This is a genomic window from Shewanella sp. VK101 (assembly GCF_056497865.1).
Map to the genome: position 1 here is coordinate 4,874,416 of NZ_CM151402.1, position 15,013 is coordinate 4,889,428.

Here is a 15,013-nt window from a genome sequence, read left to right on the forward strand (position 1 = left end):
TTTAGTCCCGGCGGCTGTATTCAATGCTGTCTATCTCGGCAATTTTGGCCCGGCGAATCAACCACATCACCCCGAGGATATCGACGATTCCCACCCAGAGTCGATTCCAGGCGGTATATTTGGAAATACCGGCTTGTCTGTCTCTGTGATTAACCACAGAAATCCGCACATCACCGCCCATACGTCGGATAAGCGCTGGAATATACCTATGCATATGGTTGAAATAGGGGAGTTTCAGAAAACTGGCTCGCGGAAAGAGCTTAAGACCACAGCCGGTATCCGGAACGCCATCGTGCAATAAGGCATCGCGTACCCTGTTGGCAAAACGGGATTGAAAGCGTTTCCAAGCCGTATCTTTACGGTGCTTTCGATAACCAGCGATGCAAAAATCAGCACTGTTCATTTCCGGGATCAGCCGGATCATGGCGGGAATGTCGGCAGGATCATTTTGACCATCGGCATCTAGGGTCACTATATATTCCCCTTTGGCCTCGCGCACACCTGTGCAGATAGCCGTGCTCTGGCCTGTACTGCGTTTATGGCGAATAACTCTGGCATCACAGCTGTTTTGCTTTGCAGTTTGCAACACTTCGTCGGCAGTACTATCGCTGCTGCCATCATCTACAACCAGAATTTCAAAAGGGGTTGTCGTTGCCAAGGCCTGACAGATCTCATTAATGAGAGGGCCTATATTGCCGGCTTCGTCTTTGGCGGGTATTACGACTGAAATCAAAAATAAGCTCCCGGGTTCCAAACTTGGAACTGATTAAAAAACAACCTACACAGGAAGTAGGTCTGGATGCAATATAGCTGTAGTTTCTTAAGGCCAAATTACGTTAATGCCGTTTTTTACGCAATCATTCCGTTTAAACTTGGTAACATTTTCTTTACGAGCATAAAAAAGCCGGCTAGGCCGGCTAAATTTGGTAACATTCTTGTGGCTGGGATTAAAAAAGCCGGCTATACAGGCTTAGTTAAGCAGTTGTCACTCAGAACCTGTACTCATAACTACCAAACAAACTGGCATCGTTATCGTTATAAGTTGCAAACTCTGAACGGGAAGCTGTGCCACCAAAAGTCATCATCCCCTTCAGCAAGGGCATACGATAGCTGAGTTCCAACATCAGCAGATCTTCCTTGGCGGGTTTTGGGGCCCAACCATTATTTCGGTTTTTACCGTCTTTGTTGAGCTGAGCATAGCGCAGGTAGGCGTTAATACCATGGCTGTCGGCAAATTGACCCACCAAGCCCAGAACGTAGACCTTGGCATCGCTGTCATAGGTAGAACCCAAGGAACGTTTGTAATAACGGGAACCACTCAAATAAGTGCTGTGCTCATAGAAACAGTTGAACACATTGGGATCTCCACCACAGGCAACCAGAGTATCCGTATACTCAAAGAACAGCTTATATTGCTGCTGCGCCAGGTTGAAGCGGGTATCAGCGCCCACCAGCACGGCGCAGTCGGCAATCTGCCATGGCGCCGAACCGCTGGAGTCTTCACAGGTACGCTCCAGATAGAGACCGAAAGGCACATTAAACAGGGTATCGGCATAACGAACGTCGAAACCCGCCATCTGGTTACCTATCTTGGTATTCATTGAAGGGTCGCAGTTCGGGTCACCATCAGCACACTCGGTTCCACCGGAAATAGCATCCCAGAATGAACCAAAGCCGCAATCCTGTCCCTCTCCACAGAATTGTGTGGTCCAGGAAAGGCCTATTTCCAACTGTTTGAAGGGCCTGACACTGCCGCGCATGTTCCACAGCAGTGTGTCTTCAACGGCTCTGTCGTCATTCATCCAACTGACACCTGCGGTCAGGGTCCAGGGGCCAATCCAGGATAGCCAAGGGGTTTCAAAACCCGCAGCATTATTACGACTGAGCATGACTGACGGCATAGGGCGGGCATTGTTTGACTTGTGCAAAGCCGAATCAAACCCAGGGCCCCACCACTGCTGCACTGCACCCGCAGTCATTATCCAGTTGCCCAGCACCAGCGCCATGTAGGAGTCATCCAAACGTGCACTCTCATCATCCTGGGCGTCATAGGCGCCGGTTCCCGCAGCCTTGAAGGCAAAACGCTCTCCGACATATTCATATGAGGCGCTCAGTTGGCCCTTTTCACGGTAGTCAGAGCCAAAATGTTGAAACCGGGCGGCATCCGTGGCTGCCGTCGCCTTGATAACAGCATTGCCGCGATTTTCTATCGCCTGACGATAGTAAAAATTCACTCTGGAAAAAGCATCAGTCAACGCAGGAGTGAGGGTTGCCGGCTCAACCTTGGCCAAATCGGCACCGATACCGGCCCACATCAAGGGGTAAGTATTAACGGGAACCGTGATCACCCCGGCATCTGCCAGCGCCTGAATATCGGCTCTCAAATAAATGTCTGAACTATCGACCCAAGGTGCCGCATGGCTCGCAGCGCTCATACCCAGGCCTGCGGCCAGCATCAGGCTCTTGTACAAAAGACTTCTCATTAACTTTAACTTCCTTGCTTTTTGACTCGGGCAACCAAAGCCTTGGCAACATCCGGATGAACAAACTGGCTGACATCGCCGCCATGCAGCGCGACCTCTTTAACCAGGGTAGATGAAATAAACGAGTTTTCTTCCGCCGGAGTCAAAAAGACACTCTCCAGTTCTGGGTGGAGCCGACGATTCATATTGGCTAATTGAAACTCATATTCGAAATCAGAAACCGCGCGCAGCCCACGAACCAGTACATTGGCGCCTTGTTCTTTGGCAAAATCTACCAGTAGCCCGGTAAAACCAACCACCTCCACATTATCCAGGTGCGCAGTCACCTCATTTAGCATGGCGACCCTTTCTTCCAGAGTGAAGCAAGGCTGCTTGGATGGACTGGCTGCCACGCCTATCACCAAGTGAGAAAACAGTGCCGCGGCACGTTGAATAAGATCCGCATGACCATTGGTAACGGGATCAAAAGTTCCGGGATAGATGGCGCGTGTGAGCATAAGGATACCGACGTAATATTACTCGAATACAGAGGCCAGATCCTAACCGCTCGCACTGTGTTTGTGAATACGTATTAGGCGGCTTACGGCTCAAGCCAACCCCAGTCAATCCTCTACGACCTGAGATCTACCCAACTTTTGTGCTTGGTAACGTCCTTGTGGCCTTCTCTTTTGTAGAGAGTGGCTTGCACAGCATTGGCGTTCAAGGCATCTGACTGAAAGCCTGCTTAAGTCGGATAACGCAGAGAACCGGTTGCTGTGTAAGCCAGAGTGCCACGAGGACTTGTTCGCACCTTCCCTAAGGCTTCCATACACTGAAACCCTTTATGACTACATAAAATTGAGAGTGATGTAACGAGCGGAATACTGAAATATAAGCCACTGAACCTATGACTTATTATTCATGAAAGTGCGAATAAGTCCTCGATGCTTCCTACGTGTACTACATCAAATAACGCCGAAATCCACTATAGATATAATTAACCCGGAATAGCATTCGGCCATGGAGAATAATAAAAAGTATTTTACCATGACAGAAAGCATCGAAACCCAATCAACAATTACAGTATTCACGCCCCTAAAAACAAGGCAAAAATCAAACCAAAAAACAACAAACAACAAACAACAAACAACAAAAATAAAAAAACAACATCATTATCTTATTAAAAACACCAAGACTTTATTCCAGATATAAATTTTGAATTAGTTGTCTTGGCTAACTAAAATGCCGTCTTCAGCAATATGTTTGGGTCAGGTCTGATGAGTAAATTAAGAGTAGCACTTCTGGTTGATGAGTATTTTGGTGGAGCCAAAACAAAGTTTGGGGGATATGGTTTTCTTGCCCGTCATTTGGTTGCCAAATATCTGCCCGGCGACGATATTGATGTCGAAGTGCTGCTAAAAAAAGACTGTGGTAAAGTCAGGCTCATTCCCAAATGCCATATGATAGACGGTATCAAAGTCTATAAATTAGCCGCCAGGGCTTTCGATTTTATTAACTATTTGTTCTTGAAAAAAAAGCAATATGATGTCTTCCTGTCTATTGAAATGACGACTCACTCATATCGTATATTCAGCAAGGCCCCTGGTAAAAACAAGAAGTTGCTGTTTTGGATTCAGGATCCACGTCCCACTTATGAATGGGATGAAATAAATACCGTCAAGCTGTTTCCAGAACCCTGCTATTAGGATCAACAAGTCTATGATTTTGTAAATCAATACGCTAAGACGGGCAATATTCGTTTTATCAGTCAGGCCAGATGTTTAGACCAAAAAGCCAAAGACTTGTATCGCCTGCCGGCCGATACCGAGATTCAGTATCTGCCCAACCCTATTGAAATAGATGAAAATTTCGACCTGGATTATCATCAAAAACAAGACAATATTTTGTTCCTTGGCCGAATAGAATCAGTAAAACGCGGTTGGTTGTTTGCCGAAATTGCCCGAGCCATGCCGCAGTACCAATTCTACATGTTGGGGCAGGCGCATAGACAGGCCGATGAGAACAACGCCGTGATGGCCAAGTATCAAGACATACCCAACCTGCACTTTGTCGGTCACGTTGAAGGCGAGCGTAAAAATCAGCTGCTGAAAGATGCCAAGCTGCTGGTCAATACCTCTATTCATGAAGCCTTGCCCGTGTCATTTCTCGAGGCCTTGTCATACGGAACCTTATTGGTCAGTTGTCAAAACCCGGATGAATTGACCAGTCGCTTCGGCATTTATACCGGCAAAGTTTTGGGGGATGGCTTCGACAAATTGCCGCTGTTCATCGAAGGGATTGAGCAGTTGCTGCAGAATGAAGCCAAACGCCAGACTCTGGCCAAGGAAGCCATTGCCTACATCAAAAAGGTGCACCATCTGGACAAGTTCAAGCAAGATATGTCCAAAGAGATACGGGCACTTAAGTCCCAAAGCCAGCAAGTGCAAAGTCCGCAAGCAACTGGCTCAGCCTGGCCTCGCACAGTACAATAAGGTTTTTATCCTATTGGGGCAGAGATGAAACGACTCATAGTCGACCTTGACGGCACCCTTACCCAAGGTGACAGTAAGGATTACAGCGCGGTGTCACCGCGCTTGGATGTGATAGCCAAATTGCGTGAATATCAGGCGCAGGGGTTTGACATTGTTATCTCCACCGCTCGCAATATGCGCACCTTTGAGGGGAATGTTGGCAAGATCAATATTCATACCCTGCCGGTGATCACCACTTGGCTCGATAAGCACCAGGTTCCCTACGATGAAATTCTGGTGGGTAAGCCTTGGTGTGGTCATGAGGGTTTCTATATTGATGACCGGGCAATAAGACCATCAGAATTTGCCAAGTTGAGCCGGGAGCAGATAGAAGAGTTACTGGCGGACGACAAAGCATAGGGCCAAGCATGTATCTGATAACTTCTGCAGCACTCGTGGCATCTGAACTCCAGTCTGAATTCGGGCCACTGCCGCCCTGTTTTTTACCGGTAGGCAATAAACGGCTGTTTCACCATCAACTGGCCCTGCTTCCCGAGGGAGCGAGAGTGGTGATGACACTGCCAGAGGGTTTTATTCCAGGGCCCTATGATACCCAGGCATTGGCAGAAAAGCAGGTAGAACTCCTGTACCTGCCGACTCACTTGAGTCTGGGGGAGTCTATAGTCTATGCCCTCAATCTGCTGGAATTTGCCACGACCGAGCCCTTGTATGTGCTGCATGGAGACACCTTGTTCGATGCCCTGCCACAGACCCCGGATCTGCTCGGCCTGAGCCAAGTTGAAGACAACTATGATTGGGCCGAATTCAATCCGGATACCGGCATGCTCAATAAACACCATAGTGATCAGCCACCATCCAGTGAATTGATCGCCAATGGTTTTTTCAGTTTTTCTGCACCAAGAGCCCTGATCCGCCATATCACCCAATGCAAGTGGGACTTTATCGCCGGACTCAACGGCTATATTGCCGAAAAAGGCCTCACCCCCGAGCGCTTCGAGCATTGGTATGACTTCGGCCACAGTCATACTTACTATCAGTCCAAGAGCCGAATGACCACCCAGAGAGCCTTCAATGAGATGTCGATTCAGGGACAGGTGGTCAGTAAATACAGCCACAAAAAGCGTAAACTGGCTGCCGAAGCCAACTGGTACACTGAACTACCAGGGCCACTGCGCAGTTATATCCCACAATTACTCGGCACCCAGGAAACCACTGAATTCTTTGGCTACAGCATAGAATACCTGCATCTGACGGCGCTCAACGAGCTGTATGTCTTCAGCCAACTGCCAGCTTTTGCCTGGCGTAAAATACTCAGAGCCTGCAGCCAGTTTATTAAGGATGCCGCCAATCAAAAGGCGCAACCCAAGCCGACCCTGGATGGCTTGTTTATGGCCAAGACCCGCTCACGCCTCAAGGAGTTTGCCAAGCAAACGCCGCTGGATCTCCACCAGCCCATCGTTTTTAATGGTCAACTCAGGCCCAGCATCTATCAACTGGCCGAAGCGACTCAGGCGCAACTTCCTGGTGACAGTGGTCAACTCAATGTGCTGCACGGTGATTTTTGCTTCAGTAATATTCTCTACGACTTTCGCACCTGTAATATCAAGGTGATAGATCCTCGCGGCATAGACGGCGACGAGCAGCAAACTATATATGGCAACAGCCTCTACGACATCGCCAAACTGGCCCATTCTGTGATGGGACTGTACGACTCCATTATCGCCAGCTACTTTCGGGCGCAGCTCGACGGTCAAGCGCTCAACTTCGATATTGCGGTGACAGAGAGACGGGAACAGATCATGGCCGACTTCACCCAACTGATGGCCAGCGAATTCGGTGTCAGCGAGAGCCAGCTCTACGCCATGCAGATCCAGCTATTTCTGTCCATGCTGCCACTGCACAATGACAGACCCGACAGACAATTGGGCTTTATCGGCAATGCCTATCGCCTGTATGATCGCCTGCAAAGCTGCACAGGAGCCCAATTATGATAGTCATCCCCATGGCCGGACTCAGTTCCCGTTTCTTCAAAGCCGGCTACCAGGAACCCAAATATATGCTACCGGCCCATGGCAAGCCTTTATTTGACCATGCGCTGCTGAGTTTCAGCCGCTATTTTGCGACCATGCCGTTTCTATTTATCGTGCGCGATGTCTATAACACTCCGGAGTTTGTTGAAAAGCGCTGCCGGCAACTGGGGATCAAGGATTACCGTATCGTCTCGCTCACGGAAGCGACTCGAGGACAAGCCGAAACCGTCTATTTGGGGTTAACGGATGTCGACCCGCAAACCCCGCTGACCATCTTCAATATCGATACTTTCCGCCCGGGCTTTAGCTTTCCTGCCATCACAGAGCATTGCGACGGCTATCTTGAAGTGTTCAAGGGTGAAGGCAGTAACTGGTCATACGCTAAACCTGCCGCTGTAGATTCGACGCTCGTCGTTGAAACCGCAGAAAAAAGGCCGATTTCCGATCTGTGCAGTACAGGTCTGTACTACTTTCGCCATGCCGCCGATTTTTGCACAGCCTATACCCAGGAGGCCGCCAAGCCCGCCAGCGAGTGGCAAAAGCAGGAGCTGTATATAGCGCCTTTATACAACTACCTGATAAGTCAGGGTAAGCAGATCCATTACCATCTGATTGAACGCGATGAAGTGATTTTTTGTGGTGTTCCTGAAGAATATCTATCCCTGCTGGCACAAGCCGATTAGCCAGGCTCCTTTCGACGACAATTCAGACGCTTAATTATGGCAATCAATTTCAGCGATATCACAGTGGTAGTGCAAGGCCCGGTTCAAAGCTACCAGGAAAGGGCCCAGGAAACAGGCATTACCCATAAGTGTTTGCAAAGCATCAGAGAGCACCTGCCCGGTGCCAAGATTATTCTCTCCACCTGGGAGGGGCAGGATTGCAGTGGGCTGGAGCCGGATCTGCTGCTACTCAATCAGGACCCGGGCGGCAACATAGTGGCCTATGATGCCGCCGGCAAACCGCAAAAACTCAACTTCAACCGCCAAATTGTCTCATCCGCCGAAGGGCTTAAACGGGTAGAAACCCGCTATGCCGTCAAACTGCGCTCGGACAATTTCCTGACCGGCAACGGTTTTGTGGCAGCCCAGGGCAAGTATCCCGTTCGCAATGCCGCCGACAGCTATTTCCAGGAAAGAGTCGTAGTCAATACCAGCTACTTTCGGCGTTATGCCGAAGGGCAGAGAGTCGTCAGGCACCCGAGTGACTTTTTCCACTTTGGGCTCAAGGAAGATCTGTTGAAGATATGGGACCTGCCACTGTTTGCCGATCTCGAATACGACCCTTCGAGAAGCGATCAGGCGCAATATCATGGCGCCCCTTTGACCTGCCCCCATGCAGAGCAGATTTATTGTGATATCTGGCTGAGACGCCTGGATCCCGCATGGCCCAAGCTGGAGCACAGGCACCATTTTGATGCCGCTATGGATGAGCAGTGGGATAGATTTATGGCTTCCAATCTACTGGTGCTGGAGCCTGAGCAGATTGGGCTTGGTCTGATAAAGCGCTTTATCCCCAAGAGCAAGCGCCCCAACGAGATGAGTCATCTCGACTGGCAACTGCTCTACCAGCACTATTGTGACCCTAAGTTTCCGGCTTCCAAACTGGCCCTGTTCAGTACTCTGGGATGGCGACGCATGCTGAAAATGCCTTTCAGCTACCTCAAGTTCAGACTCGGTTAACGGGTTCCGGCAAATAGCCCTTGCACGCCAGAGAGCAGGCCGGGTTCGTTCGTACAATCCTAAATAAAAAGGGCCGAATCAGCCCTTTTTTAATCTTTGTTACTCTGAGTCCGGCCCGTTGAGTAATGCCAGATATTGCTCAGCAACCCGCTTGGCACCCACCTGCTGCAGTATCTCGGCCGTAGCACAGTCCGGATAATCATTCAGCGCCGCATCCATGGCCTTGGCCAGCGCAGCAGGTTCCCTACGGGGTACCAGATAACGGCTAAACTCCCCGGTTAAGATCTCTTTCGGGCCATGACGACAATCGCTGCTCACCACAGGGGTTCCCACTGCCAGTGATTCAATCAATACCGTTGGCAGGCCTTCATAGTCGGAACTGAGCACCAACAGACGGGCATTTTTGATCCAGGGGTAGGGGTTGGTCTGGAATCCCGGGATGATCACCCTGTCGCTGACCCCAAACTTATGCGCCGCCTTGAGTGCCTTCTTCTTGTTGTTACACAACAATACCAATGGCATAGGGTTTTTCATCTGCTTCATGGCAGCAAAGAGCACATCGTGGCGTTTCTGCCGGGCAAAACGGCCGACATGGATCATATAATCCCCTGTCGGCATATCTGCTGGCACTTGTTGTGACAAGGCCTGGATCTTGTCCAGCTCAAACGGATTGTAAATAGTCTGCACCGAAGCGGGCTTGATCCGGCCCACTTGCGTTATCTCCCCGGCGATCCCTTTGGAAACCGTCACCAATTTCTGGCCATTGAGCGCCTTCTTGGCCTTGAGCATACTCAGGTAGGCAAATGGCCCCAACTTGCGCTGCCTTTGCAACTCCTCTTCAATCGAGTTGTGCACTATGCAGTAGAGTGGCGCCACACTGGCGCGAGTCATCAACAGGTTGGTCTTGTCCAGATTGGAGAGAAACAACTCGAATGTGCCATATTGCTGCTGTAGTTGTGCAATCCAGCTCTGCACTCTGGCAACCGATGATTTCAGGCGCCAGAAACTGTCGATATTGCGCTCTTTGGCATCGAAACAGAAATGCACCGCCAGGGCGGCGGGCACTTCGTGGTGACAGTCATTATGCAGCACCAGCAGATGAGGCTCGTGTCCCATCTGCTTCAAGCTTGTGGCCAGCGTCAGCATTACTTTTTCGGCGCCGCCACCGGCGAGACTGTCTATGGCAATGGCGATTCTTCTGCCTGTCATGCTTGATTCTCCAGCAACGCCTTAAGCGCATCTATAGTGAGCTGTAGCCCGTTCATGTCCGGTTCTGCGGCCATGGCTTGTTGCAGCTTCTGGTCCATATCCGGCGACAACAGCGTCTGTACTGCCGAACCCATCTGTTCGGCCTCGGCCTGCAGCACCAACCCCTTGTCTGAACAGACACGAATTCGCGCAGGCTGATCTTTGGACACGGCAACCGCCAGGGTATTTTTACGCAGTGCTATGGCCTGCAGCAGGGTATCACCGCCACTGAGAACCGCCGCACGCGAAGCCACCAGCAGATTGATAAAGTCGGCATTGGCCAACGAGGAAATAGCTATAACTCCGGGAGCCTGCGGTAAATCCTTGGGATAATTGGGGCCAAACACCATCACCACAGGGATACCCGAGGCTTGGTAACAAGCCTCGGCGGCGGCAAAGAAGTAATCGGCTGCCAGCTTGTCATTGAGTTTATGGCCGCCGGAACCGGCGTTGAACAGCAAGAATTCGCCCTCATTCAAGCCATACTGTTGCAGCAAAGTCTGCTGCCGCGCTTCATCCGGCGGGGTAAATACAGGGCCGATACACACAGGTTCCGGCTTACCAATGAGCTTTAGCTTGATACTTTCCCAGGCGCTGATAGGGCCGATAACAAACTCAGGCTGTACGACCAAGTGGCTGTCTGTGACCCTGGCGCGACCTATTTTCATACCCCGGCTGCGCTTGCGCTTGTGCTGGCTGAAGAAGATCACCTTGGCACCCAAGTTGTGGGCATGGCTCAGTTGTGACTTACGGCCTGAGGCGTCAAACAGCACCACATCGGGAGCAAACTCATCCATAATGCCGTTGACCGCCTTGACCTCCTTGGTGGGCGTCCGGGCCAGCAAATCTGCCGGATAGGGACAGGTCTTGGCGTAGGGAGCTTCCCGGCTGAGAACAAAGCGAATATCCGCCTGTGGCCAAACCCGCTTCACTTCATCGGCGATGATCAAGGAGCGCATATACTCACCCATGCCTTCGGCAGAAGACACGGGCACAAACAAAAACTTTACTGCGGATTGGGCTGTCATAGGCTTATTCATAGACTGATACTTCAAAGACGAAAGTCGGCGACCACGCGATCGAACATGCTGCACACCTGCTCCACAGAGATCAACTCCATCAGATGTTCACCTTTGGCTCGTGTGCCCCAAGGAACCTGATGGCCCGGGAACTGCTGCGCTATCGCTTGCTCATAGGCACTCACCACATATTCCTTCCAAGTGTATGGCCCGGTGCGCCCCGGATTGGAATGAGCATAGAGACCGATAACCGGCGTCGCTTGGGTCACCGCCATATGCGCCGGACCAGTATCCGGAGCCAACACCAGGCTGGACCGCTCCAGAATAGCCAGCAACTGCACCAGAGATGTTTTGCCAATCAAGTTAGTTGGCTGCTGCTGACACTGGGCACTGATGTCCTCAGCCAGCTGTTTTTCCAATGCACTTGGGCCACCGCAGAGCAACACCTTGAACCCGCGTTCAAACGCATGGTTGGCCACGGCGGCATACCGCTCTGGCAACCAGTTGCGTTCGGCCTTACTCGCCGCCGGGCAGATGATAAAAGTCTTATCATCATCAGCGACCCACTGACGAGCAAACGCCTTGTCCTCTTCCGGCAGCGGGATATGCCAGCTGGGGCTCAAATCTGTTACTCCCAATTTGGCGGCAAAACCCATAAAACCTTCCAGCACGTGTGGCGTCGCCAGCGGAGCCACCTGTTCATTGGTCACCAGCCACTGCCCTTCTTTGGCTCTGGCCCGGTCAAAACCTATGCGCACCTTAGCGGGGATCATCAATGAGGCTATAGTAGCCCGCAGCGCCACCTGCATGTGCAACAGCACATCGAAGCGACGTCCCTTGAGCGCCCGCCGCAGATTGAGATAACTCTTCCAGCCTTGGCCTTTGTCGAACACCACAAACTCAACTCCGGGCAGGTGCTTGAGCAACTGATATTCTATCTTGCCTATCACCCAGGTGATGGCCAGTTGCGGGTACTGGCGCTGAATCGCCTGCACCATGGCTACTGCGTGACAAACATCGCCAATCGCCGACAGGCGCAGCAAACAGAGAGATTGAATTTTCGCGGGGTCAAGGCTCATGGACTGAATCGGCTTCTTGGGTGCAAACCCCAGATCTTAATGTAGAATAGACCCAGGTTCCACGCTTATAACGAACAAATAGCCGATGCAGATTAAAAACACCGCCAAGGGTTGCCTGGCGCTGAGCCTTGCCGCCCCACAAGCCCTGGATGAAACCTGGTTTGACGAATCTTTTTGGCGGCAACAGCAAGCGATTGTCGGCTCATCCAAGGGGCGTTACACCACCTGGTTTGTTGAGCATGAGAAACAGCAATGGGTATTGCGCCACTATTGGCGCGGTGGCTTGATGGAAAAGTTCAGCAAAGACGCCTACCTGTTCACAGGCCTCACCAAGACCCGCGCCGTGGCAGAACTGGCGCTCTTGGAGCAACTCTTTGAAGAAGGTTTACCTGTGCCCGAGCCCATTGCCGCCAAAGTGGAACGCTTCGGGCTCTGGTACCGGGCCGACATTCTGATCCGCCGCATTCATGGTGCCGAGGATCTGGTGGCTCTGCTGCAAAAACAGGCCATGTCCCGCCCACAGTGGCAACAACTCGGCACCTTGATTGGCCGTTTTCATCAGCGCGGTGTCTACCATGCCGATCTCAACGCCAAAAACATTCTCAGCAGCAACCAGGGCTTTTATCTGATTGATTTTGACCGAGGTGAGCTGCGAACCCCAGCCGATGGCTGGCAACAGGCCAATCTCAGTCGGCTGCTGCGCTCCTTCAACAAGGAAAAACGCAAACAGCCCGAGCTGCAATTTACTGAAGAGAACTGGCAGTGGCTGCTGGAAGGCTACCGCGGCTCAGCGAGTGCCTGACAACAAGGCCTGAGCCAACTGCAACTGCTTCTGCAGTGCTCCTCTGTTGCTGCTAACCACTTCCAAGCCGGCTTGGGCGGCGCGGCGTCTCGCATCGCTATCCTGTAACAGTGCCGTTATGCCACTCGCCAGCGAGGAAGCATCTTCAACCAATTGCAAGGCTCCGGCATCTTGCAGCAGACGGGTTATCTCGGCAAAGTCCCAATGATTGGGGCCGACAAATACCGGCAAGCCCAAGGCTGCCGGCTCCAGCGGATTATGCCCGCCATTGGTGATCAGGGTACCGCCGACAAAGGCCAGATCGCCGCAGGCATATAACCCCAGCAGCTCCCCCATGGTATCCCCCAGCAGCACCTGAGTCTCGGCAGCTAGCTCGTGGCCGCTGCTGCGCCGCACATATGCAAGCCCGGCCTGCTTGATTGCCGTGGCGGCATTATCGAACTGCTCCGGGTGTCTCGGTACCATGATCAATAAAGCCTCAGGCCACAGCGCCAACAAGCGTTTATGGCACTCCAGCATGGCGGCAAATTCCCCAGGATGAACACTGCCGGCAACCCATACCGGGGACGAGGCGCGTCCCCACAACTGCCTTTCGCCTCTGGCCTTGGTTATCTTCTGCTGATCCAGTTGCAGGTCGAACTTGAGGCTACCGCAAACACTCAGCTTGTCGCCGGCAACCCCGAGAGCGATAAAGCGTTCGGCCTCGGCTTGGGTCTGCACGGCTACCTTATCCAGTAGCTGCAACATGGGCAGGCTAAGCCCGGCCCACTTCTGGTATTTGGCGGCCGACTTGGCCGACAACCTGGCATTGGCCAGCATGATGCCGGCGCCCTGTTTTTTGGCTTGATGCAGTAAGTTGGGCCAGAGTTCAGTTTCCATCACAATCAGGTTGGCAGGCTGGAGCCTGTTCAGAAAACGCCGCACACACCAGGGAAGATCGAACGGCAGGTAACAATGCTGCACTGTGTCACCAAACGCCTTATTCACCTCGCGGGAACCTGTGGGGCTGGTGGTCGTTACCGTGACAGATAAGTCCGGATTGGCTTGCATCAGTGCCTTGATCAGCGGCACTGCTGCCAGGGTTTCCCCCATGGAAACAGTATGGATCAACAGGTCTGTCGGTTTGGCCTTGAACAAGCCGAATCGCTCGCCCCACCTGCCGCGGTAATCCGGGCTTTTCAAGGCCCTAAATGCCAGATACAGCAGTAAGAGTGGCGACAACAGATACAGCAAAAGTGAGTAACGACTAAGGTTCATTGGCGGGATAATTGAGTTTTGCCTGATGGATTGTCACAATGCTAGCATAATACCCGAAGCAGCATAACCAAGAGCCATTCGCCGGATTGCGGATGATGCCGCAACCATTTAGGACTCAGATGAAAACCCGCGATAAAATCATCCAGGCCAGTCTGGAACTCTTCAACGAACACGGCGAGCGCTCCATCACCACCAATCATATCGCGGCCCATCTGGGAATAAGCCCGGGCAATCTCTATTATCACTTCCGCAACAAGGAAGACATTATTCGCTGCATCTTCGCCCAGTATGAAAATCATCTGGAACTGGGGTTTCAACCCTATGAAGACAGGCAAGTCGATGTCGAGTTGTTGATTGGCTATTTCGATGCCATGTTCTATACCCTGTGGCAATTTCGCTTTATGTACGCCAACCTGGCCGACATCCTCAGTCGCGATGAGGCCTTGAAAAAGCGCTATCTGGAAGCCCAGCAAAAGGTGCTGACCCGCTCTAGCCATGTGCTACAGCTACTGTGCCAGGATGGATTTCTGCAGCTGGAGCAAGACAAGATCTCCAGCCTGGCCGATACCATCAAGATGATAGTCAGTTTCTGGATCAGCTATCAGCTGACCCAATCCAGCATAGCCAATATTACCAAGTCTTCACTCTATGAAGGCCTGCTCAGGGTGCTGATGATCTTCAAGGCTTACGCCACCCCCAGTTCTACCTCGACCTTCGAGCGCCTGGAGCAGCACTACCAAACTTTGGCTCACCAGCAAGACTAGCGCTGCAGCCTTGGGCATCTGTCATTCAGGTGCCTTTCTCCTTCTCGACTTCCTTAGTTTTTCTCATCTGAAACAAGCACTAGCCCTAATCTGATTTATCCCTGTCGGCTCAGCTTAAAAAAGAGTGTTGAGCCATTGGCTTTAGGGTTAAAATGCCACCACTCCAATAAACAGAATA

The 15,013-nt window shown here is 51.7% G+C and carries 15 protein-coding genes; 8 read left to right on the forward strand and 7 right to left on the reverse strand.

The annotated features are described in order from the left end of the window. Position 1: 1 nt before the first annotated feature. From ACSHSR_RS21700 to coaD, 3 genes are all read right to left on the reverse strand, one after another. The gene (locus ACSHSR_RS21700) at positions 2 to 733 is read right to left on the reverse strand and encodes a glycosyltransferase family 2 protein (RefSeq protein ID WP_025009080.1); all 732 of its coding nucleotides are present in this window, start codon (positions 731 to 733) and stop codon (positions 2 to 4) included. 256 nt (positions 734 to 989) lie between these two features. Beyond that, complete coding sequence (locus tag ACSHSR_RS21705; RefSeq protein ID WP_101059527.1) at positions 990 to 2,483, reverse strand: capsule assembly Wzi family protein; 1,494 nt, start codon at positions 2,481 to 2,483, stop codon at positions 990 to 992. A gap of 5 nt (positions 2,484 to 2,488) precedes the next feature. Further along, positions 2,489 to 2,980: a pantetheine-phosphate adenylyltransferase gene (gene coaD / locus ACSHSR_RS21710; RefSeq protein WP_025009078.1), complete on the reverse strand. Its 492-nt coding sequence runs from the start codon at positions 2,978 to 2,980 to the stop codon at positions 2,489 to 2,491. Between the two features lie 759 nt (positions 2,981 to 3,739). Between coaD and ACSHSR_RS21715 the strand changes: the two genes are divergently transcribed. The 6 genes from ACSHSR_RS21715 to ACSHSR_RS21740 all read left to right on the forward strand — a co-directional run bounded on the left by ACSHSR_RS21715 (position 3,740) and on the right by ACSHSR_RS21740 (position 8,666). After that, a complete protein-coding gene (locus ACSHSR_RS21715) occupies positions 3,740 to 4,168 on the forward strand; it encodes a hypothetical protein (protein ID WP_479631139.1) in 429 nt (142 codons plus the stop codon). Between the two features lie 96 nt (positions 4,169 to 4,264). Then, the gene (locus ACSHSR_RS21720) at positions 4,265 to 4,954 is read left to right on the forward strand and encodes a glycosyltransferase family 4 protein (RefSeq protein WP_479631140.1); all 690 of its coding nucleotides are present in this window, start codon (positions 4,265 to 4,267) and stop codon (positions 4,952 to 4,954) included. A 24-nt stretch (positions 4,955 to 4,978) separates the two neighbouring features. After that, positions 4,979 to 5,353: an HAD hydrolase family protein gene (locus ACSHSR_RS21725; RefSeq protein ID WP_123115406.1), complete on the forward strand. Its 375-nt coding sequence runs from the start codon at positions 4,979 to 4,981 to the stop codon at positions 5,351 to 5,353. Between the two features lie 35 nt (positions 5,354 to 5,388). Beyond that, a complete protein-coding gene (locus tag ACSHSR_RS21730) occupies positions 5,389 to 6,945 on the forward strand; it encodes a phosphotransferase (protein WP_181881377.1) in 1,557 nt (518 codons plus the stop codon). Then, positions 6,942 to 7,667, forward strand: a complete 726-nt coding sequence (locus ACSHSR_RS21735; RefSeq protein WP_025009076.1) for a glycosyltransferase family 2 protein — start codon at positions 6,942 to 6,944, stop codon at positions 7,665 to 7,667. The genes ACSHSR_RS21730 and ACSHSR_RS21735 overlap by 4 nt, the downstream gene beginning before the upstream one ends. A gap of 36 nt (positions 7,668 to 7,703) precedes the next feature. Further along, positions 7,704 to 8,666 carry a WavE lipopolysaccharide synthesis family protein gene (locus tag ACSHSR_RS21740; RefSeq protein ID WP_479631141.1) on the forward strand — a complete coding sequence of 321 codons (963 nt, stop codon included), beginning with the start codon at positions 7,704 to 7,706 and terminating at the stop codon, positions 8,664 to 8,666. 99 nt (positions 8,667 to 8,765) lie between these two features. On the opposite strand, the gene ACSHSR_RS21745 is transcribed toward ACSHSR_RS21740, so the two are convergent. The 3 genes from ACSHSR_RS21745 to ACSHSR_RS21755 are packed head-to-tail and all read right to left on the reverse strand — an operon-like array spanning position 8,766 to position 12,012. Next, positions 8,766 to 9,875 carry a glycosyltransferase gene (locus ACSHSR_RS21745; RefSeq protein WP_144164614.1) on the reverse strand — a complete coding sequence of 370 codons (1,110 nt, stop codon included), beginning with the start codon at positions 9,873 to 9,875 and terminating at the stop codon, positions 8,766 to 8,768. Next, entirely contained in the window at positions 9,872 to 10,942 is a 1,071-nt protein-coding gene (locus ACSHSR_RS21750; protein WP_107352615.1) for a hypothetical protein, read from the reverse strand. The genes ACSHSR_RS21745 and ACSHSR_RS21750 overlap by 4 nt, the downstream gene beginning before the upstream one ends. A gap of 23 nt (positions 10,943 to 10,965) precedes the next feature. Further along, positions 10,966 to 12,012, reverse strand: a complete 1,047-nt coding sequence (locus tag ACSHSR_RS21755; protein ID WP_479631142.1) for a glycosyltransferase family 9 protein — start codon at positions 12,010 to 12,012, stop codon at positions 10,966 to 10,968. Positions 12,013 to 12,097: 85 nt separating this feature from the next. Between ACSHSR_RS21755 and ACSHSR_RS21760 the strand changes: the two genes are divergently transcribed. Beyond that, entirely contained in the window at positions 12,098 to 12,814 is a 717-nt protein-coding gene (locus ACSHSR_RS21760; protein ID WP_208150262.1) for a 3-deoxy-D-manno-octulosonic acid kinase, read from the forward strand. On the opposite strand, the gene waaA is transcribed toward ACSHSR_RS21760, so the two are convergent. Continuing rightward, entirely contained in the window at positions 12,800 to 14,071 is a 1,272-nt protein-coding gene (gene waaA / locus ACSHSR_RS21765; protein ID WP_479631143.1) for a lipid IV(A) 3-deoxy-D-manno-octulosonic acid transferase, read from the reverse strand. The two genes, ACSHSR_RS21760 and waaA, sit on opposite strands and share 15 nt — an antisense overlap. 119 nt (positions 14,072 to 14,190) lie before the next feature. On the opposite strand from waaA, the gene ACSHSR_RS21770 reads away from it, so the two are divergent. After that, on the forward strand, positions 14,191 to 14,835 hold the full coding sequence (locus tag ACSHSR_RS21770) for a TetR/AcrR family transcriptional regulator (RefSeq protein WP_025009072.1): 645 nt from the start codon (positions 14,191 to 14,193) through the stop codon (positions 14,833 to 14,835). Positions 14,836 to 15,013: the final 178 nt, after the last annotated feature.

Coding starts and splice junctions, on each gene's coding strand:
- ACSHSR_RS21705 (WP_101059527.1), bottom strand. CDS start 2,483: ATGAGAAGTCTTTTGTACAAGAGCCTGATGCTGGCCGCAGGCCTGGGT.
- coaD (WP_025009078.1), bottom strand. CDS start 2,980: ATGCTCACACGCGCCATCTATCCCGGAACTTTTGATCCCGTTACCAAT.
- ACSHSR_RS21750 (WP_107352615.1), bottom strand. CDS start 10,942: ATGACAGCCCAATCCGCAGTAAAGTTTTTGTTTGTGCCCGTGTCTTCT.
- ACSHSR_RS21770 (WP_025009072.1), top strand. CDS start 14,191: ATGAAAACCCGCGATAAAATCATCCAGGCCAGTCTGGAACTCTTCAAC.
- ACSHSR_RS21745 (WP_144164614.1), bottom strand. CDS start 9,875: ATGACAGGCAGAAGAATCGCCATTGCCATAGACAGTCTCGCCGGTGGC.
- ACSHSR_RS21740 (WP_479631141.1), top strand. CDS start 7,704: ATGGCAATCAATTTCAGCGATATCACAGTGGTAGTGCAAGGCCCGGTT.
- ACSHSR_RS21760 (WP_208150262.1), top strand. CDS start 12,098: ATGCAGATTAAAAACACCGCCAAGGGTTGCCTGGCGCTGAGCCTTGCC.
- ACSHSR_RS21735 (WP_025009076.1), top strand. CDS start 6,942: ATGATAGTCATCCCCATGGCCGGACTCAGTTCCCGTTTCTTCAAAGCC.
- waaA (WP_479631143.1), bottom strand. CDS start 14,071: ATGAACCTTAGTCGTTACTCACTTTTGCTGTATCTGTTGTCGCCACTC.
- ACSHSR_RS21725 (WP_123115406.1), top strand. CDS start 4,979: ATGAAACGACTCATAGTCGACCTTGACGGCACCCTTACCCAAGGTGAC.
- ACSHSR_RS21755 (WP_479631142.1), bottom strand. CDS start 12,012: ATGAGCCTTGACCCCGCGAAAATTCAATCTCTCTGTTTGCTGCGCCTG.
- ACSHSR_RS21715 (WP_479631139.1), top strand. CDS start 3,740: ATGAGTAAATTAAGAGTAGCACTTCTGGTTGATGAGTATTTTGGTGGA.